This window comes from Chryseobacterium tructae, assembly GCF_030409875.1.
Lineage (GTDB): Bacteria > Bacteroidota > Bacteroidia > Flavobacteriales > Weeksellaceae > Chryseobacterium > Chryseobacterium tructae.
The window spans coordinates 441226-459427 of the sequence record NZ_JAUFQR010000001.1 but is presented as its reverse complement, the minus strand read 5'-3'; the positions used below and the strand labels follow the sequence as shown (position 1 = coordinate 459427).

At 35.4% G+C, this 18202-nt stretch carries 16 protein-coding genes and 3 pseudogenes; 9 read left to right on the top strand and 10 right to left on the bottom strand.

Translation table 11 applies throughout. From position 1 onward, the window contains the following. Positions 1 to 656: pseudogene (locus QWZ06_RS27700) on the top strand (DUF937 domain-containing protein). Between the two features lie 60 nt (positions 657 to 716). On the opposite strand, the gene QWZ06_RS02115 reads toward QWZ06_RS27700, so the two are convergent. Beyond that, complete coding sequence (locus QWZ06_RS02115) at positions 717 to 836, bottom strand: 30S ribosomal protein THX (RefSeq protein WP_123857915.1); 120 nt, start codon at positions 834 to 836, stop codon at positions 717 to 719. A 210-nt stretch (positions 837 to 1046) separates the two neighbouring features. After that, positions 1047 to 2440: pseudogene (locus tag QWZ06_RS02110) on the bottom strand (MATE family efflux transporter). A 297-nt stretch (positions 2441 to 2737) separates the two neighbouring features. On the opposite strand from QWZ06_RS02110, the gene aspS reads away from it, so the two are divergent. Genes aspS through QWZ06_RS02095 form a run of 3 tightly spaced genes read left to right on the top strand, consistent with a single transcriptional unit; the run spans position 2738 to position 6276 of the window. After that, entirely contained in the window at positions 2738 to 4492 is a 1755-nt protein-coding gene (gene aspS / locus QWZ06_RS02105; RefSeq protein WP_290295494.1) for an aspartate--tRNA ligase, read from the top strand. A 34-nt stretch (positions 4493 to 4526) separates the two neighbouring features. Beyond that, positions 4527 to 5651, top strand: coding sequence for a DUF6438 domain-containing protein (locus tag QWZ06_RS02100; protein WP_290295493.1), 1125 nt, complete (start codon positions 4527 to 4529; stop codon positions 5649 to 5651). A gap of 28 nt (positions 5652 to 5679) precedes the next feature. Then, the gene (locus tag QWZ06_RS02095; protein WP_290295492.1) at positions 5680 to 6276 is read left to right on the top strand and encodes a hypothetical protein; all 597 of its coding nucleotides are present in this window, start codon (positions 5680 to 5682) and stop codon (positions 6274 to 6276) included. A 23-nt stretch (positions 6277 to 6299) separates the two neighbouring features. On the opposite strand, the gene QWZ06_RS02090 is transcribed toward QWZ06_RS02095, so the two are convergent. The 3 genes and pseudogenes from QWZ06_RS02090 to QWZ06_RS02080 form a co-directional block, all read right to left on the bottom strand. Then, the gene (locus QWZ06_RS02090) at positions 6300 to 6431 is read right to left on the bottom strand and encodes an adenylosuccinate synthetase (protein WP_290295491.1); all 132 of its coding nucleotides are present in this window, start codon (positions 6429 to 6431) and stop codon (positions 6300 to 6302) included. A 23-nt stretch (positions 6432 to 6454) separates the two neighbouring features. After that, a pseudogene (locus QWZ06_RS02085) lies at positions 6455 to 7566 on the bottom strand (adenylosuccinate synthase). Between the two features lie 322 nt (positions 7567 to 7888). After that, positions 7889 to 8461: a Crp/Fnr family transcriptional regulator gene (locus QWZ06_RS02080; RefSeq protein ID WP_290295490.1), complete on the bottom strand. Its 573-nt coding sequence runs from the start codon at positions 8459 to 8461 to the stop codon at positions 7889 to 7891. Between the two features lie 144 nt (positions 8462 to 8605). On the opposite strand from QWZ06_RS02080, the gene ku reads away from it, so the two are divergent. From ku to QWZ06_RS02060, 4 genes are all read left to right on the top strand, one after another. Then, positions 8606 to 9391, top strand: coding sequence for a non-homologous end joining protein Ku (gene ku, locus QWZ06_RS02075; RefSeq protein ID WP_290295489.1), 786 nt, complete (start codon positions 8606 to 8608; stop codon positions 9389 to 9391). Then, positions 9391 to 9996 carry a DNA polymerase ligase N-terminal domain-containing protein gene (locus QWZ06_RS02070; RefSeq protein ID WP_290295488.1) on the top strand — a complete coding sequence of 202 codons (606 nt, stop codon included), beginning with the start codon at positions 9391 to 9393 and terminating at the stop codon, positions 9994 to 9996. The genes ku and QWZ06_RS02070 overlap by 1 nt, the downstream gene beginning before the upstream one ends. A gap of 71 nt (positions 9997 to 10067) precedes the next feature. Further along, positions 10068 to 11951: a DNA ligase D gene (ligD, locus tag QWZ06_RS02065; RefSeq protein WP_290295487.1), complete on the top strand. Its 1884-nt coding sequence runs from the start codon at positions 10068 to 10070 to the stop codon at positions 11949 to 11951. Positions 11952 to 11981: 30 nt separating this feature from the next. Continuing rightward, complete coding sequence (locus QWZ06_RS02060; protein ID WP_290295486.1) at positions 11982 to 12530, top strand: hypothetical protein; 549 nt, start codon at positions 11982 to 11984, stop codon at positions 12528 to 12530. 80 nt (positions 12531 to 12610) lie between these two features. On the opposite strand, the gene QWZ06_RS02055 is transcribed toward QWZ06_RS02060, so the two are convergent. From QWZ06_RS02055 to QWZ06_RS02035, 5 genes are all read right to left on the bottom strand, one after another. Further along, positions 12611 to 13456 (bottom strand): mechanosensitive ion channel family protein, encoded by an 846-nt coding sequence (locus QWZ06_RS02055; protein WP_290295485.1) that lies wholly within the window; start codon positions 13454 to 13456, stop codon positions 12611 to 12613. Positions 13457 to 13772: 316 nt separating this feature from the next. Continuing rightward, the gene (locus QWZ06_RS02050) at positions 13773 to 14507 is read right to left on the bottom strand and encodes an SDR family NAD(P)-dependent oxidoreductase (protein WP_290295484.1); all 735 of its coding nucleotides are present in this window, start codon (positions 14505 to 14507) and stop codon (positions 13773 to 13775) included. A 138-nt stretch (positions 14508 to 14645) separates the two neighbouring features. Then, a complete protein-coding gene (gene yajC / locus QWZ06_RS02045; protein WP_290295483.1) occupies positions 14646 to 15011 on the bottom strand; it encodes a preprotein translocase subunit YajC in 366 nt (121 codons plus the stop codon). Positions 15012 to 15021: 10 nt separating this feature from the next. Next, positions 15022 to 15534: a DUF1573 domain-containing protein gene (locus QWZ06_RS02040; protein WP_290295482.1), complete on the bottom strand. Its 513-nt coding sequence runs from the start codon at positions 15532 to 15534 to the stop codon at positions 15022 to 15024. A gap of 1 nt (position 15535) precedes the next feature. Further along, on the bottom strand, positions 15536 to 16441 hold the full coding sequence (locus tag QWZ06_RS02035; protein ID WP_290295481.1) for a transcription antitermination protein NusB: 906 nt from the start codon (positions 16439 to 16441) through the stop codon (positions 15536 to 15538). Positions 16442 to 16532: 91 nt separating this feature from the next. Between QWZ06_RS02035 and QWZ06_RS02030 the strand changes: the two genes are divergently transcribed. Further along, positions 16533 to 18194 carry an ABC transporter ATP-binding protein gene (locus QWZ06_RS02030; protein WP_290295480.1) on the top strand — a complete coding sequence of 554 codons (1662 nt, stop codon included), beginning with the start codon at positions 16533 to 16535 and terminating at the stop codon, positions 18192 to 18194. Positions 18195 to 18202 lie beyond the last annotated feature (8 nt).

Here is an 18202-nt window from a genome sequence, read left to right as displayed (position 1 = left end):
ATGAGCTTAATCGACCTACTTACAGGGAACACAAGCAACCAGGTTGCTGAACAAGCCGAAAATAAATTCGGAATCAATAGAACCAGGTAATTGCTTTATTAGCAGTAGCTACACCTCTTATCATTTCTTATCTTAGAAATAAATCTCAGGATACTAAAGAAGCTGAGGCACTCAATTCTGCCTTAGATAAAGATCACAACGGAAGCATTTTAAACGATCCTTCACAGATTGAATCAAGACAGGCTGAAGGTGGATCTATCCTTGATCATATCTTTGGGGGACAAAAGAGTACCGTAGAAAATCAATTATCACAAAATACAGGAATTTCAATTGATAAGATAGGCCCTATTCTTGCAATGTTGGCGCCAGTTGTAATGGGATACATTGGTCAGCAAAAGCAACAAAGCAACGTAGGTGCAGGAGGTTTAGGAGATCTTTTAGGAGGAATCTTAGGAAATGCTTCCAATCAGGCGCAAACACAACAATCCAGTCCTTTAAATGATATTCTTGGAAGTGTGTTAGGAGGTGGACAATCCCAGTCAGGAGGAAACCCACTGAACGACATTCTAGGAAGCGTACTTGGTGGTGGTGGAAACAACCAGCAGCAGCAAGGCGGCGGATTAGGAAGTATCCTTGGAAATATTTTTGGAAAATAATTAATTTAATTTGTCATAGAAAAAGACCGGAAAAAATTTCTCCGGTCTTTTTTATTGTTATTACTTCTTAGATTTTTCTTCGGATGCTACAAAAGATTTTGAAGCTTTCCTAGGTCTTCTTTTTCCATAATTTCCGGAATTGATCTTACCTCTTCTTGATTTTTTGTCTCCTTTTCCCATAGTAATAAAGTGTTTGTTGTTATTACGAATTTAGGAAATACTTGATTAATATCCAATTATCTAAGCAGTTAAAGTTTTATAAGAAAGGAAGATGGAGGCTGGAATATGGAAGTTCTCCCAGTCCTTAATTGGATATTCTCCTCTCATAAATCTATTATAAAAAATTGGTAATCTGCATCTTAACTTTCATAAACATCCTGCTTACCATCATTATACCTTAACCGTCTTCCATTTCCCTTTTCTAAACAGGATAAAAGCAACTATAGTAATCAAAGTTTCTGCAGCCGGAATAGAAATAAATACCCCTTTTGGCCCCATCTCCAAATGCCTGGAAAGAAAATAAGCTAAAGGAATCTGAAACAGCCAGAATCCAAAAAGATTCACCCAAGTGGGCGTCCAGGTATCTCCTGCTCCATTGAAAGCATTGATCATCACCATTCCCACTCCATAGAAAATAAAGCCGATACTCATGATATGGAGCGCATTTTTAGCAAAATTCTTAATTTCTGCGTCCTGGGTAAAGAAACTTACTAAGAAATTACCAAAAAAAACAAATATTAAGCTTACAATTACCATGAAAATCACATTATATTTTACTGTTTTCATGACAGATTGTTCGGCTCTCAACATTTCATTAGCTCCCATATTCTGGCCTACCAGCGTAGATGCTGCATTACTAAGTCCCCAAGCAGGAAGCATAAAGAACATCATTAATCTCAAAGCGGTCTGATATCCCGCAGAGGCATTTTCACCGCCTGTAGTGGCTACCAGTTCGGCAAGAAAGATCCAGCTGCATGAAGCGATCACAAACTGAAAGATCCCAGGAGTAGCAATTTTTATGATAGATTTAATTAATTCTGAATTCGGTTTAAAGTAAGAAAGTTTAATTCGTATCTGTGTATCTGCCACCAAAGATGATACAGTTGATAAATTACTCCAATACTTCGTCCAATGGTAGTAGCCAATGCTGCTCCTGTAAGACCCATGGCTGGAATTGGGCCTAGGCCTTTAATCAGGATAGGGCAAAGAATAATATTGGCGATATTGGCAATCCATAAACTTTTCATCGCAATCATCGCGTTCCCTGCTCCTCTAAAGATTCCGTTGATCAGGAATAAAAGCATAATGATAGTACTGCTTCCCATCATAATTCTTGTAAAATCCTTTCCATAAGCCGCAGCTTCCGGTTTTGATCCCATTAAGATCAGAATTTCTTCGGCATATACAACCCCTAAAATACTTAGAACAAGTGTTATCGCAAATGAAACCAACAACACCTGCGCTGCACTACGGGAAGCCTGTTCCGGATTCTTTTCCCCGATTCTTCTGGCTACCATCGCTGTTGCCGCCATACTCATTCCAATGGCAATGGAATACATTACAGAAAGGACAGATTCTGTAAGGCCAACCGTCTGAATTGCGTAACCACTCTCTTTAAGATGCCCCACAAAATAGAGATCAACCAGTGCAAACACAGATTCCATTGCCATTTCCAACATCATCGGAATGGCAAGAAGGAGCACCGCACTTCTGATATTTACCTTGGTAAAATCCGTTTCTTCTCCACTAAAGGCTTTTTTAAAAAAGTCAATATATTTAGTCATTTCTCTTGTTCTAATTTAGATCGCTTCAAAAATACAAATCTGTTTGTTAGAAAGTCTTAGCAATTGGCAATAAAAATTAATCCGAAGTTTTTTTATTTATAAAACCTGCAAAAATCTTATCTTTGCCAACGAAAAAAAAGCGGCAATATCAAAAGTCTCATTCTGAACGAAATGAAATACAGTAAAGAATCTTAAGTATTTGATTTTTAGAGATTATTCAGCAAGATCAGAATGGCAAAAATCAATTTTAACAACTTTTGAGACCGTTTCTAAACATTGAACTTTAAACAAATAATTATGTTTCGATCACACACCAACGGAGAGCTATCTCTGAAAAATCTGAATGAAGAAGTTACACTATCTGGATGGGTACAGACTATCCGTGATAAAGGATTTATGATTTGGGTAGATCTTCGAGATCGTTACGGAATTACCCAGCTGGTACTTGACCAGGAGCGTTCTTCTGCACAACTGATGGAAGAGGCTAAAAAGTTAGGCCGTGAATTTGTGATTCAGGCTACCGGAAAAGTAATTGAGAGAGTAAGTAAAAATCCTAATATTCCTACAGGAGAAATTGAAATTTTAGTTGAAAAACTAACGATCTTAAATGATTCTCAACTTCCACCTTTCACCATTGAGGATGAAACTGATGGTGGAGAAGAATTAAGAATGAAATATCGTTACCTGGATATCAGAAGAAATCCGGTAAAAGATAAATTGATCTTCCGCCACAAAATGGCTCAGAAAGTAAGAAATTATTTGTCTGATGAAGGTTTCATTGAAGTGGAAACTCCAGTTCTGATCAAGTCTACTCCGGAAGGAGCCAGAGACTTCGTTGTACCAAGCAGAATGAACCCGGGACAGTTTTATGCATTACCACAGTCGCCACAGACTTTCAAACAGCTTTTGATGGTAGGTGGAATGGATAAATATTTCCAGATCGTAAAATGTTTCCGTGATGAGGATTTAAGAGCAGACAGACAGCCGGAATTTACACAGATCGACTGTGAAATGGCTTTTGTAGAGCAGGAAGATGTCATGAATGTGTTCGAAGGAATGACTAAAACTCTTATTAAAGATATTACAGGTCAGGAATTCGGTGATTTCCCAAGAATGACATTTGCTGATGCAATGAGAAAATACGGAAATGATAAACCGGATATCCGTTTCGGGATGGAATTCGTAGAGCTTAACGAACTTGTAAAAGGAAAAGACTTTAAAATATTTGATGAAGCTGAATTGGTTGTCGGAATCAATGTAGAAGGATGTGCAGATTATACAAGAAAGCAGATTGATGAGCTTGTGGATTGGGTAAAACGTCCACAGATCGGAGCTTCTGGCATGGTTTGGGCTAAATTCCAGAATGACGGAGTAAAAACCTCATCAGTAAATAAATTCTACAACGAAGAAGATTTAGCGAAGATCATTGAAAAATTCGGAGCTAAAGAAGGTGACTTAATGTTAATTCTTTCCGGAAATGAAAACAAGGTAAGAGCTCAGCTTTCTGCATTAAGAATGGAGCTTGGTAACCGTTTGGGATTAAGAAAAGGAAACGTATTTGCACCACTTTGGGTTGTAGACTTCCCTTTATTAGAATGGGATGAAGATACTGAAAGATACCATGCAATGCACCACCCTTTCACATCTCCAAAACCAGAAGATATTCACTTATTGGAAACAGATCCAGGAAAAGCAAGAGCCAACGCTTACGATATGGTACTTAACGGAAACGAAATCGGAGGTGGATCTATCAGAATTTTCGACAGAGATCTTCAATCTAAAATGTTTGACCTGTTAGGATTCTCAAAAGAAGAAGCAGAAGCTCAGTTTGGATTCTTAATGAACGCGTTTAAGTATGGAGCACCACCACATGGAGGTTTAGCATTCGGATTTGACCGTTTGGTAGCTATTCTGGATGGTAATGAAGTAATCAGAGATTATATCGCATTCCCTAAGAACAATTCAGGGCGTGATGTGATGATTGATGCGCCGGCTTCCATTGCGGATGCACAGCTCGATGAGTTAGAGTTAAAATTAGATTTAAAAGCATAAATTTAAAGCGGGGTATTTGCCCCGCTTTTTTATTATGAAAAAACTAATTCCATTTATTTTATTGATTTTGCTGATTTCTTCCTGCCATTCCTTTGAGAAAAAGGAATTAACAGGTGAATGGGTTATTGAGGAAAAGCAAGATGACGAACCACCATCCCCTTTTCAACGAGATCCCCAGATTATTATTTTTAAAGGTGATGGCACTTACACCTACAAAAACGGAATGTTCAATTTTGATCAGGATTCCGTTCGATACTATGGAGAAAACACACGATTTAAAATAAAAGGTGATTCTCTCCTTGTTTTTAATCCCATCAAGAAAAAATTTGAGTCTCAAAAAATTGTGGAACTAGGTAAGAATAAGATTATTTTAGAGACTAAGAAAAAAAAATTAACAACCTTAATTCCTTTTAAAAGCAAGGCCTATGAGAACCTGAATCCGCAAATTGATAAAATTATCGTTTCAAAATCAGCTTGCTTTGGCAATTGCCCTATCAATTCAACAGTGATAGATACACAGGGAAATTTTTTGTTCTATGGAGATTCCTATAATCTTAAAAATGGATTTTTCAGCTCGAAAGTTTCCTCCCAAATTACAAAAGAGATTTTTGATGAAATAAAATACATTGATTTCTATTCTTTAAAACCAAATTATTCAGCATACATAACAGATCAGGCTTCTTCAACCATTACTTTTATTTCAAAAGGAAAAATATTAAAAACAGTATATGATTACGGGGAACAGTCCCCTTTTGAATTACGAAGACTGATCAGAAATATCAGCTATCTTTATCAGAATATACCATTACAGACTCTCAGTATTGATCCTCTTTCTATTTATAATTTTAGATCCGAAACAAAAAGAATTTCCCTAAAAGCATCTGAAAAATTCTATTTATCAAGTGAATTATTAAAAGCTAAAACAATCAGTCCATATTCAGGAAACCTTCCTTTTACCGGAAAATATCGACTTCCTATTCCCACCAGTGAAGATTATAAAAACTTCTATTTATACGAACGCAGCATCAATACTGATGGTAAAATATTTAAGATCCAATTAGAAGATAAAACATTCAAAACGCTTGATCTGGGTTATAATTTCTTTAATGAAAACCATTTGATCAGATTTAAAAATGACAGTATAAGAAAACCTTATTAACCTGTTCAAATAAATTCACCTTACATTAATGAGCAAAAAGCGAAAACTCAAAATTTGGGAAATCCCTATTACTATTGCCGGCTTAGTTGGGCTATTCATGTTCATGCACGGGATGGGCGGAAAAATAAAAGGAACACATAGAACAGAATCTTTTAAAGTTGAATACTTCATGGGTGGGCTTTCTATTTTGGCTCTTGTCTATTTTTATATTTTTACAAAAGGCAGCAACGAAGAGGAAGAAGGCTTTTCTTTAAAGGATTTCAATAGAAACCTCATCGTTGATGACATTAAAAGATATAAGATCTCCGCCACAATAGATCTCAGTAAGGCTGTAGTAGAAAGTTTTGTTTTTGGAGTGGGTAAAGATCAAAATGATTATGTGAATATCTTTTATAACAAAATTGATATTGAATTTGTAAAAACAAAAATGACTGTTGAATATATCAATGATAATACTTCCATACTCCTTACCGCTTATACCAATATTGACAAAATAACTTTAAAAGAAATTATTGACAAGCATTCATCCACCAAAATCTATTTTGATAAATACATTCCCAACAATTATTATATTGATCTTGAATTCTTACAGAACTGGGAAATACAAAACAAAAGCAGGAAATAATCCCGCTTTTGTTTTGTATCAACTTATTTCATCTTTAAAATTTCTTCTCTTCCCGGCCCTGTAGAAAGGTACGTTACCGGGACTCCTATTTCTTGCTCTAAAAAGGAAAGGAAGTTCATCAATTCCTGTGGAAGTGCAGAAGGATCCTTAATCACTGAAAAATTAGCATTCCATCCGGCTAACCACTTGAATACCGGCTTAGCATTTCAGGAAGCGTAGCTGCGGTAGTTTCAACAGTTCCATCTTCCATTTCGTAATGAGTACAAACGGCCACTGATTTCAAACCACTTAGAACATCTGCTTTAGTCAGTACCAATTGGGTAACTCCGTTAATCATTACCGCATATCGTAAGGCAGCAAGATCCAGCCAACCTGTTCTTCTTGGGCGTCCTGTGTTGGAACCAAACTCATTGCCTTTTATTCTGATTTCTTCACCCATTTCATCAAAAAGCTCCGTGGGAAATATGCCGTTCCCTACTCTTGTACAGTACGCTTTGGCAATACCATAGATCTCACCGATTTCTTAGGAGAAATACCCAATCCACTGCAAGCTCCTGATGCAATAGTGGAAGAAGAAGTTACATAAGGATAAGTACCATGGTCAATATCCAATAATGTTGCCTGAGACCCTTCACCTAATATTGTCTTTCCCTCAGCTAAAGCTTTGTTCAGGAATAATTCTGTTTCTATACATTTGAATTGTTTTAAAAACTCCACCGCTTCAAAGAACTCTTTGCTAATTGCTTCCAAAGATGGCAAAACCATATCCTCCCCTGCCAAAAAGCTGTAATCTCTTTCTAAAATACGTTCTACTCTCTCCTTAAAATCCGGAGTATACATATCTCCTATTCTTACGTTTTGTCTTAAAATTTTGTTGGAATACGCCTGAGCAATTCCATTTTTTGTTGTCCCAATAGTGGTATAAGCCGGACTTTCTTCCATGAAAATATCCATCAACTTGTAGGTAGGTAATACTAAATGAGCTTTTTTAGAAATAATCAGATTTTTCTCCGGCTGAAGAGTTTCGTCAAACTTCTTTAGATTAAGAATTTCATTTTTAAAACTTATAGGATCCAGAACAGTTCCTGTCCCAATAACGTTCTGTACATCCTGCATAAAAATACCTGAAGGAATCATTTTAAGCGTAATTCTCTTTCCGTTTCTTTCAATGCTATGTCCAGCATTCGAGCCTCCGTTGAAACGGGCTGTAATATCATAATTTTCGCTGATAAGATCAATAAACTTTCCTTTTCCCTCATCTCCCCATTGAAGTCCTAATACAATATCCATATCATTATTTTTTTATAGGACAAAGCTATGACAGTTTGAAAGAGAGGCCATTGCCATTTGGCAAAAACGTGTTTTGCAAGAATATATGATATATTATATACCTGTGAATTGAAGCCGGAGTCTGGAACCGTTTCTATTTTTAGGGTTTTTATAATAGGTTTTGGCTAAAGCCAGTGGAAGATCTTTAAATGACAGAACGGGCTTTAGCCCGTTCCTATTGAATGTTTGCAATTCGTACGTTTAATATATTAATAATAAAATCTATTGACATTCTATTTTAATCTTTAGACTCATATTTATTATGAGAAGGCCGCATTACTCATTACTCATTGATGGTTCTCCTGATTCTGCTCAATGATGAAGGGGTCACTCCAAGATAAGAGGCCAACATAGATTGTGGAACCCTGTTGGCAAGCCCCGGATAATGATTGAGAAAATGAATATATCTGGATTTTGCATCCTGATTCAGCATAATACTTGCCACTTTAAGTTTGTTCTCCGCAACGAATCCATGAATTCTGGCAAATAGCACTGGCCATATCGCGATCTTTTCTTCTAATATTTTAAAATGGTTAAGGTCAATAACAAGTAAAACAGCATCCGTAATTGCTTCTATATATTCATGAGCAGGCAACTGATCGGTAAACCCTTGAAAATCTCCAATAAATCTACCTTCATAAATAAAATAGCGGGTAAAATCATCTCCTTCTTTATTATAATACAAAGACCGAAAGACTCCTTCCTTTACAAAAGCAATTTTTTGGCTTACTTTTCCTGCCTCTACGAAAATCTCACCTTTCTTTACAGAGGTTTTCTGAATTCCTTCTGTAATCAGAAGCTCATCCTGTGCATTCAATAATCCAAATTTCTTGATGTAATTAAAAAGTTCTTCCATATTATATTTATCCACAGATTGCGGAAATATAAAGGTATAAAAGTAGAATGTAAAAACAATTGTCATTTGGTAAAAAGCTTCAAACAGATACCACACACCTTTCCATCGGCATGCTAATTGCTTGATTTTTAAAAACGTAAGACAATGAAAGCAATCTGGAATGGCGCTATTGGCTTCGGTTTAGTAAATATCCCTGTTAAAATTTACTCAGCAACGGAGACCAGCAAACTGGACCTTGATATGCTCGACAAATCTGATTTTTCCAATATCCGGTTTAAAAGAGTCAATGAAAATACAGGGAAAGAAGTAAAATGGGAAAACATTGTCAAAGGCTATCTCATGGATGATAAATATATTGTTCTTGATGAACAGGATTATGAAGCGGCAAGTCCTGAAAAGACAAAAATACTTTCCATTGATCAATTTGTAAAAGAGAAAGAAGTAGACAGTATCTATTTTGAAACGCCTTATTATCTGGAACCCCAGAAGAACGGTGAAAGCGCTTATAGACTTCTGTTAAAAGCCCTCAAAGAAACAGGAATGGTAGGAGTCGGAACTTTTGTTCTTCGTGAAAGTGAAGCGATCGGAATGATACGCCCTTACAATGATGACATATTGGTTCTAAACCGTCTGAGATTTGATCAGGAAATAAGAAATTATACAGATTTAAAAATCCCTGCTCATAAAGCACCCAAACCTGCAGAGCTGAAAATGGCAGTGAGCCTTATTAAACAGCTTTCTCAGGATTTTGATCCCACAATGTATAAAGATACCTACTCTGATGAACTTCTGAAAATCATCAAGCAGAAAGCAAAAGGTAAAAATATTAAAACCAAAAAGGCTGCTGTTGTAAAAGAAGGTAAAGTGATTGACCTTATGGCTCAGTTAAAAGCCAGTCTGAACACCTCAAAATCCAAATCCGCATCATAATGGCTCTCAAAGATTATCAACATAAACGTAAGTTCAATGAAACCAGTGAACCTAAAGGAACAACGAAAAAAAGTAAGAATAAACTGATCTTCGTTGTTCAAAGGCATGCTGCTACACGACTTCACTACGATTTCCGACTGGAAATGGAAGGCGTTTTAAAAAGCTGGGCTGTTCCAAAAGGGCCTTCATTAGATCCTCTGGATAAGCGTTTAGCAATGATGGTAGAAGATCACCCTTATGATTATAAGGATTTTGAAGGGAATATTCCTGAAGGAAATTATGGTGCCGGACAAGTGGAAGTCTGGGACAGCGGAACTTATGAGCCTTTGGAAGAAAATCCTAAGATTTCTGATGAGAAAGAATTGTTAAAAGAATTACATGCAGGCTCTTTAAAATTTATTCTTCACGGTAAAAAACTAAAAGGGGAATTTGCTTTGGTTAAAATGAAAAATACTGAAGACAATGCATGGTTACTCATCAAACATAAAGACGAGTTTGCAGAAAGCCCTTATCATGCTGAAGATAATACCTCACCAAAATCCTTAGTCACTAAATTCCTCGAGGAAAAAAAAAGCCTAAAAACAAACAAAAAAAAGAAATTATAACTTCAGAAAAAAGATTCAGAAATTTTAATTCTTTAACTCACGAAAAAAAACTCAAGTGTTTTATTAAACCTATGCTAGCCAAACCATTTGATAAAGCATTTGATGATAAAGATTGGCTTTTTGAAATAAAATGGGACGGTTACAGGGCAATTGCTGATCTTAGCCATACTTCCCCGCTTTTTTACTCCAGAAATGGGATTTCATTTTTATCAAAATTTAGTAAAGTAACCCAGGATTTTGAACAACAACAGCATCAAATGATTCTAGATGGTGAAATTGTAGCCTATGATGATCATGGAAAGCCCAATTTTCAGCTTTTACAACAAATCGGAGATACCCCAAATCTCGCTCTTGTTTATCAGGTTTTTGATCTTCTATGGCTCAATGGCCATTCTACCGAAGAACTTCCTCTTATACAACGGAAAGAACTTTTAAAAGAGGCATTGGTTGAGACTGATACCTTAAAATATTGTGACCATATCCCTGAAAAAGGCATTGCATTCTTTGAAGAGATGAAAAAAATGAAGCTGGAGGGAATGATCGCCAAAAGAGCAGACAGTCAATACTTAGAAAATTACAGAACACCCGACTGGCTTAAAATCAAATTCACCAATACGGAAGAAGCCATTATTTGTGGTTTTACAGAACCCAGAGGTTCACGGGAAAATTTCGGTGCTTTGATTCTGGGTAAATACATAAACAATGATCTTAGATATTGCGGGCACACAGGTACCGGATTTAGTCACACTTCACTCAAGGAACTCTATCAAAAGCTTCAAAAACTGATTGTAAAATCTTCTCCTTTTGAAGCTATTCCCGAAACAAACATGCCTGTAACCTGGGTAAAACCTGAATTGGTCTGTGAAATTAAATACTCTGAAATTACCAAAGACGGAATATTTCGACATCCTGTTTTTGTTAGTCTTCGTGAGGATAAAGATCCAGAAGAAGTAAATGATACCACTCATTTGAAGATTCAAACTCAAAAAGCTAAAACAATGAAAGCTAAAACACCATCAAAAAAAGCAGAAAACACAGAAAAGGATAAGGAAATTATCCTAAACAAACATGTTGTAAAGCTTACTAATCTTGATAAAATTTATTTTCCAAAAGATAGTATTACCAAAGGGGATGTGATAGATTATTATCAGTCAGTAGCTGACTATATTTTACCCTATTTAAAAAACCGCCCTTTATCTCTCAATCGTTTTCCTAATGGTATTGAAGCACAGGGCTTTTATCAGAAAGATGCTGGTGATCATATTCCCGACTGGATAAAAACAACTCAGGTTTATTCTGAATCGAATGATAAATATATTGATTATATCTACTGCAATGACAAGGCAACGCTTGCTTATCTGAATAACCTCGGATGTATTGATTTCAACCCCTGGAATAGTTCACTCCCTGATCTTGAACATCCTGATTATTTGGTTTTGGATCTTGATCCGTCAAAGAAAAACAGTTTTGATGAGGTTATTGAAACAGCTCTTCAAGTCAATGAAATTTTACAATCAATCAAAACTAAAGGGTATTGTAAGGCTTCCGGCAGTACGGGAATCCATATTTACATTCCAATGGGTGGGAAATATGATTTTGACCAGGTAAAAGATTTTGCTCATATTCTCATGAAACAGGTTCATGAAAGGCTTCCAAAAATCACAACATTGGAAAGAAGCCTTCAAAAAAGAGACTCTAATAAAATTTATCTTGATTATTTGCAAAATAGAACAGGACAGACACTGGCAAGCACTTACAGCCTGCGGCCTAAGCAAGGAGCAGCTGTTTCTATGCCTTTAGACTGGAATGAACTGAAACCCGGATTACTACCCACCGATTATACTATTGAAAATGCTTTGGAAAGAATCAAAAACAAAGGCGATTTATTTAAGCCTGTTCTGGGAAAAGGAATTGATATGATGAAAGCTTTAGAATTGCTGCAGGATATTGATTAATTTCTATATTTTTACGAGCAAAAACTATCCATGAATGAATCTATTAAACTAGAAATCTCCTTTAATGAGAATGTGGAACGGGAACATCAGAAATTTTTCTTTCGTTACACCTGGAGAAAAGGATTTACTGAACTAAAAAAAGCGATTATATATGCTATAATATTTCTATTTCTTGGCTTTTTTTCTCAATCAAAGTTTATTAACAATAATCCAGCTTCTACGATCTTTAGGTATGCAGGGTTTATTTTTCTTGGATATATTTTTTTACTTCTTTATCAGTATTTTACCCGTAAAAAGAAATTTCATGAATTAATTGAAGAGCAGATCAATGATCTTAAACGAAAAGATGAAAAAGCCAGTTTTGTAATTCTTAATCAGGATGATATTACTATGGAAAATTCATTGAGTACAATAAGAAGTATCTGGAGCAAAACCAGCTATAAGTTGATAAACCAATATCTTATTGTAAGCATTCTTAATAACAGCCTTCATTTTGTCTTTACTGAAACCGACTTTAAAGAAAATGATTACAAAACCTTCATGGATTTTCTCGAACAATATTCAAAGAAAGAAAAATAAAGAATATTATCTTATACTAAAAACTCCTGCATTGTATGTAATGCAGGAGTTTTTTATAGTTTCTAAATCATGACAGAGAATTATTTGTTGTAAACGTGTATATCTCTTTGTGGAAAAGGAATTCCGATTCCGGCCTGGTCTAAGACTTCTTTACAATCAATAATAAGTTCTTCATTCATTTTCCAAAAATTTTCAGTCGAAGCACTCACCCTTATAGATAAATTGATAGCACTATCTCCTAGTGTCGTTACAACTACTTGAGGAGCGGGATCTGAAAGCGCGTATTGATTCTTTATAATGGCTCCCATTAAAATCTCTTTAGTCTTTTTAAGGTCTGCATCATAAGCCACTCCAATATCCAACGCTGTCCTTCTGGTTCCTAGTTGAGTAAAGTTTGTAATACTGTTATTGGAAACAACTCCATTGGGAATAATGATCAATTGATTTTGTGGCGTAATCAGTTTTGTGTGAAAAATATCAATAGCTTGCACTGTTCCGGAAACCCCTGAACTGGTAGAAATAAAATCTCCTATTTTAAATGGTTTTAGTAATAGAATAAGAATTCCTCCTGCAAAGTTTGTCAATGATCCTTGCAAAGCCAGACCTATGGCTAAACCTGCGGCACCAATCATCGCTACAAAAGCTGAGGTTTGTACTCCTAGCTGGGTAACAACCACAATGAAGAGAAGAATATTAAGCCCCCAATTGATAATATTAAGAAGGAAGTGTTGTAAAGAAGCTTCCATATTACGTTTTCTGAAACCTTTTGCTACAAGTTTCTTAATCATTCTTATCATCCATGATCCGATCAGATAAATCAGTAATGCAGAAATAATTGCTGTAAAGATTCTCGGTGCCCATGAAATGGCTGAAGATATTAAAGTATCCCAGTGTTTCTGAATGTTATTCAATTGTAAATCGTCCATTTTTATACTACTTATTTTTATTTGTCGTTATAAATTTTTACTCTGTGTTACAAAATTTTAAAATGAATCTGAGTGGAAAGTCTAATTTTTCCACAAAAATCTAACCTTAACTCTTTGGAAGTTAAAATCAACGGTTAAATGTTTGATAATAGATTGACAGCAGAACAGATTATTTCTGCTTATTCAATGATCATTTTAGAATTTGATTCTTACCAGGAAGAATCATTCGGGGCTATCATTACAAAAAAAATACCGAAGTCTCTTTTCTGGGAAAAAATCTTCCTTAAAATAATTTTGAACAGTAAAAATTAAAGAATTATGGCAATTTTGCAGCCAGACTTTCTGGTAAAAGTCTCAGAATATGGTAAATAATTTTCCATTTAAAATTAGGAACAATGGTAAAGGAACTTCCTGCATTAACAATGAATTTCGCCACGTAATCCGGTTCCATAATCAAAGATTCATTAAGCTCTAAGCCTTTATTGATCTTCGTTCTGATATAACCTATTACCAAAGCATTCACTGTTATCTTCCTGGAAGCTAACTCTTGTCTTAATCCTGCCAGATATTGGGTAAATGCAGCCTTTGTACTTCCATACACAAAATTACTCTTTCTTCCTCTTACTCCAGATAAAGAAGATAATCCAATGATTCTTTCCAGATTTTTATTGCTTTCATCCATTGCAATAATGTTGAGAATAGAAACTCCGCCCATATAATTAACCTCCATCATTTGTTTAGTCCCTTTAAAATCTCTCAAAGCCTCTTGATTATCTACAAGAAATCCTGCAGAATATACTGCGATATGAGGTTTTACAGGAAGTTCATGATAAAACTGTTGATGAGAATTAAAATCTGCAGCATCAAAATACAAAACACTAACCTTGCTCTGATCCAAATTGTTTGAAGTGATAAAATCTTCCAGTGATTTTGTGTTTCTGGAGGCAGCTATTACAAAAAAACCTTTTTCAAGGTATTGGATAATACATTGCTTTGCAACATCTGAATTGGCACCTAAAATAAGAACAGTTTTGTGTGTGTTTTGATTCATGAGGCAAAGATAATTTTTTATTAAACACTAATTTCACTAATGCTTTCACAAATGAACGCAAGATTCATTATATAAAAAAATTGCGGCGGGTGAACTTCGTTCACCCGCCGCAGCTAGATATTTTCAGACTGAATAAAATTATTTCTTTTCTTCAGTTTCTATTTCTTTTTTATCTGTTGATTTCTCAGCAGTTTTTGCTTTATCCCCGAAACGCGTTTGTGTCATTTCTCTGGAAATTGCAGCTTTTTCAAACTTTAGTTTTCCGGATAGTGTTTCGATAATAAAACCATCATCCTGAACTTGGGCAATTCTTCCGTGAAGACCAGATGTAAGTACTACTCTAGTTCCTACCTTAAGTTCTTCCTGAAAGCTTTTTTCTTGCTTTTGTTTCTTCATCTGAGGTCTGATCATCAGGAAATAAAACCCTACAAACATTGCACCCATCATGATCAGCATCATCGATGAAGAACCTTGTGGCTGTGCTTGTAAAAATAATGTCAACATATTGTAAAAATTATGGTTGAATGTTCGCAGTGAACGTTAATTTGATTGGAGCCTTTTCTACGTTTGCATAAACATCTGCATATTTCTGAACGTTTCCATCAAAGTTTGAAGAGTCAAAATGCAATGTAATTTTTCCTTTTTTACCTGGCATGATAGGCTCTTTTGTAAAATCAGGAGCTGTACATCCGCATCCAGGCTTTACTTCAGAAATCACTAATGGATTTTTTCCTGTATTAGTTACTTCATAAACGTGCTCTACTTTGTCTCCTTTTTTGATTTTTCCAAAATCGAAGTTGCTTTCAGATAAAGCGATAGAAGTAGATGGCTCTTTAGAAGCAGAGGCAGCAGGAGCTTCTCCTGTTACAGGTGTAGCAGCAGCAGAATCAGTAGTTGCTGGTGTTCCTACAGCTGTAGAATCAGTAGCTACAGCTTCAGGGCTTTGAGTTTCTTTGTTTTCTTTTTTACAAGAAACTAATCCAAAGCCTATAATTGACAAGGCGATAATTGATAACGTCTTTTTCATTTTATATTCTATTTTGATCTTTACAATATTTATCTAAAATACCATTAATGAAGATATTGGAACGATCTGTTGCAAATACTTTTGCGATCTCGATATATTCATTAATAATAACTCTTGAAGGTGTTAAGGCGAAGTTATCAAGCTCTGAAATAGCCGTTGACAAAATCACTTTGTCCATCAGTGATACTCTTTCAATATCCCAGTTTTCCAGTCTTTCTTCCAGCTTTTTCTCATTGTTTTCCCAGTTGTTCAGGGTATCTTTTAACAATTTAGCGGCAAAAGTCTTGTCATCTTCATCTTTAATCATTTTGATCAAAGTTCTGCTTTCTTCATCTTCTCTTAGGAATCCGATCGTTTTCTGAACCATGGAATTGGCAATATGGATATCGTCATACCATGAAAGTTCTTTATCTCCAAGATAATCGTGGAAATCATCATTTTCAGCAATATATCTTAAAAATAATTTTCCGATAAACTTCTGATCATCTTCAAAAGAAAATCCTTCTTCTTTCATGAAATCCTGATAACGTTTTCCTGCAGTAATTCTTTGGAAAGTCTTTACCAATAAATCATCATGCATATCCCACTTCAACTGCTTGTGCTGACCCGTGAAGAATAATCTTTCTGGATTTTCTTCCAGCTTATGCAATACCTGGTTGTTGATGAATTTTTGGTTAGGATTAATATCAGCATCGGTTTTAAGGTATTTATTCTTTCCGATTTCAATTTGATGCTCAGCTAATTCTTTTAGACCTACTAAAAAATTAAGCTGATAGATATAGAGATAATAGATTTTCTCTATTCCAGCGAACATGTTTTTCTCTAAAACATCAAATTTTACAGGGTTTTGATAGTATGAATACACCGCCTGTACTACTTTTTCACGAATTTGTCGTCTTCCTAACATTCAAAGAGCTTTTTAATGAGTGCAAAGATACAAAATTTAAAATTGATGAAATTCGTAGAATGATGACATTTTTGTAATTTTGTAAAACTATATGAAAGCGCTAAAAACCTTAAACCCCTATTTTTGGAAACACAAAATACTTTTGTTTTGGGGGGTACTATTCATCATTGCCAGTAATTTCTTCAATATATATAAAGTTCAGTTCGTAGGAAAATCTGTAGATGAACTTACCAAAAGTGGAAATCTTGGTTTCAATCAACAAGTACTGATCTATGTGGGAATCATTGTAGGGTGTTCCCTTTTAACAGGAATTTTCACCTTCATGATGCGACAAACGATTATTGTTGCCTCCAGAAGAATTGAATATGAACTGAAGAATAAAATTTACAGACATTACCAGGATTTATCTTTAACGGATTATAAGCAAACTACCATCGGAGACTTAATGAACAGATTAAGTGAAGATGTCGTGGCTGTAAGAATGTACCTTGGGCCAGGTGTAATGTATGTGGCTAACCTTATTGTTCTTGTTCTGATTACAGCTATTTATATGGTAAAAACGGATGCTTCCATGACTTTATGGACTTTATTGCCGCTTCCGATTCTATCTTTTGCAATCTATAAGGTAAGTTCCATCATTAATAAAAAGTCGAAGATCATGCAGAAAAGCCAATCTGCAATTTCAACTTTTGTACAGGATAGTTTTTCAGGAATTCGGGTGGTGAAATTTTTCGCAAGAGAAAAATACATTAAGAAAAACTACGGAATTAAAGTAACCGATTACCAGAATAAGGCGTTGGATCTTGCCAAAACAGAAGCATATTTCTTTACCATCATCCTATTTGTTATCGGTTTACTGAATGTTGCCATTATCTGGATCGGAGGAACAAAATATATTGCAGGAGAATTAAGCATTGGTAAAATTGCAGACTTCTTTATGTATATCAATACCTTGATTTTCCCTTTTTCTATGGTAGGCTGGGTAACTTCCGTGAATCAGAGAGCTGAAGCTTCTATGCAAAGGATCAATGAATTTATGGATAAAAAGTCTGAAATTGTCAATACCAACGTTGAGACGTATCCTATTCAAGGAGATATAGAATTCAGGAATGTATCTTATGTTTATCCTAATACAGGTATTAAAGCATTGGATCATTTAAGCTTTAAAGTTAAAGCCGGAGAATCCTTAGCTATCATGGGAAAAACCGGAAGTGGAAAGTCTACCATTGCTCTCCTTTTATGCAGACTGATAGATCCTACGGAAGGAGAGATCCTGATTGACGGCAAAAACCTGAAAGAGCACAATCTGGAGAATTATAGAAACTTTATCGGATATATTCCTCAGGAGAGTTATTTATTCTCGGATTCTATTGAAAATAATATAGGATTTGCCATTGATCATCCATCGCATGAAAAAGTAATTGAGTATGCTCAGATTGCAGATGTTCACAAAAATATTGTTGAGTTTAAGGAACAATATAAAACACTTGTTGGTGAACGCGGGGTTATGCTTTCGGGGGGACAAAAGCAAAGAATTTGTATTGCCAGAGCCTTAATTAAGGATCCAAATATCATCATTTTTGATGATTCGTTGTCTGCTTTAGACACCGAAACAGAGCAGAATATCCTTGAAAACATTGACCGAAAAATCAGTAATGCGACCTCCATAATTATCACACACAGAGAGTCTAGCGCTCAAAAAGCAGACCAAATCATCAACCTGACTGAAATTGCCAATTCTGTAACCGCATAGCGGTTTCG

What these genes read in the sequence shown, in the direction of transcription:
- QWZ06_RS02070 (WP_290295488.1), top strand. Translation starts at nt 9,391, where the DNA reads ATGGCTCTCAAAGATTATCAACATAAACGTAAGTTCAATGAAACCAGT.
- QWZ06_RS02100 (WP_290295493.1), top strand. Translation starts at nt 4,527, where the DNA reads ATGAAAAAACTAATTCCATTTATTTTATTGATTTTGCTGATTTCTTCC.
- QWZ06_RS02055 (WP_290295485.1), bottom strand. Translation starts at nt 13,456, where the DNA reads ATGGACGATTTACAATTGAATAACATTCAGAAACACTGGGATACTTTA.
- QWZ06_RS02030 (WP_290295480.1), top strand. Translation starts at nt 16,533, where the DNA reads ATGAAAGCGCTAAAAACCTTAAACCCCTATTTTTGGAAACACAAAATA.
- ligD (WP_290295487.1), top strand. Translation starts at nt 10,068, where the DNA reads ATGCTAGCCAAACCATTTGATAAAGCATTTGATGATAAAGATTGGCTT.
- QWZ06_RS02095 (WP_290295492.1), top strand. Translation starts at nt 5,680, where the DNA reads ATGAGCAAAAAGCGAAAACTCAAAATTTGGGAAATCCCTATTACTATT.
- QWZ06_RS02115 (WP_123857915.1), bottom strand. Translation starts at nt 836, where the DNA reads ATGGGAAAAGGAGACAAAAAATCAAGAAGAGGTAAGATCAATTCCGGA.
- QWZ06_RS02035 (WP_290295481.1), bottom strand. Translation starts at nt 16,441, where the DNA reads ATGTTAGGAAGACGACAAATTCGTGAAAAAGTAGTACAGGCGGTGTAT.
- QWZ06_RS02060 (WP_290295486.1), top strand. Translation starts at nt 11,982, where the DNA reads ATGAATGAATCTATTAAACTAGAAATCTCCTTTAATGAGAATGTGGAA.
- yajC (WP_290295483.1), bottom strand. Translation starts at nt 15,011, where the DNA reads ATGTTGACATTATTTTTACAAGCACAGCCACAAGGTTCTTCATCGATG.
- QWZ06_RS02080 (WP_290295490.1), bottom strand. Translation starts at nt 8,461, where the DNA reads ATGGAAGAACTTTTTAATTACATCAAGAAATTTGGATTATTGAATGCA.
- aspS (WP_290295494.1), top strand. Translation starts at nt 2,738, where the DNA reads ATGTTTCGATCACACACCAACGGAGAGCTATCTCTGAAAAATCTGAAT.
- QWZ06_RS02040 (WP_290295482.1), bottom strand. Translation starts at nt 15,534, where the DNA reads ATGAAAAAGACGTTATCAATTATCGCCTTGTCAATTATAGGCTTTGGA.
- QWZ06_RS02050 (WP_290295484.1), bottom strand. Translation starts at nt 14,507, where the DNA reads ATGAATCAAAACACACACAAAACTGTTCTTATTTTAGGTGCCAATTCA.
- ku (WP_290295489.1), top strand. Translation starts at nt 8,606, where the DNA reads ATGAAAGCAATCTGGAATGGCGCTATTGGCTTCGGTTTAGTAAATATC.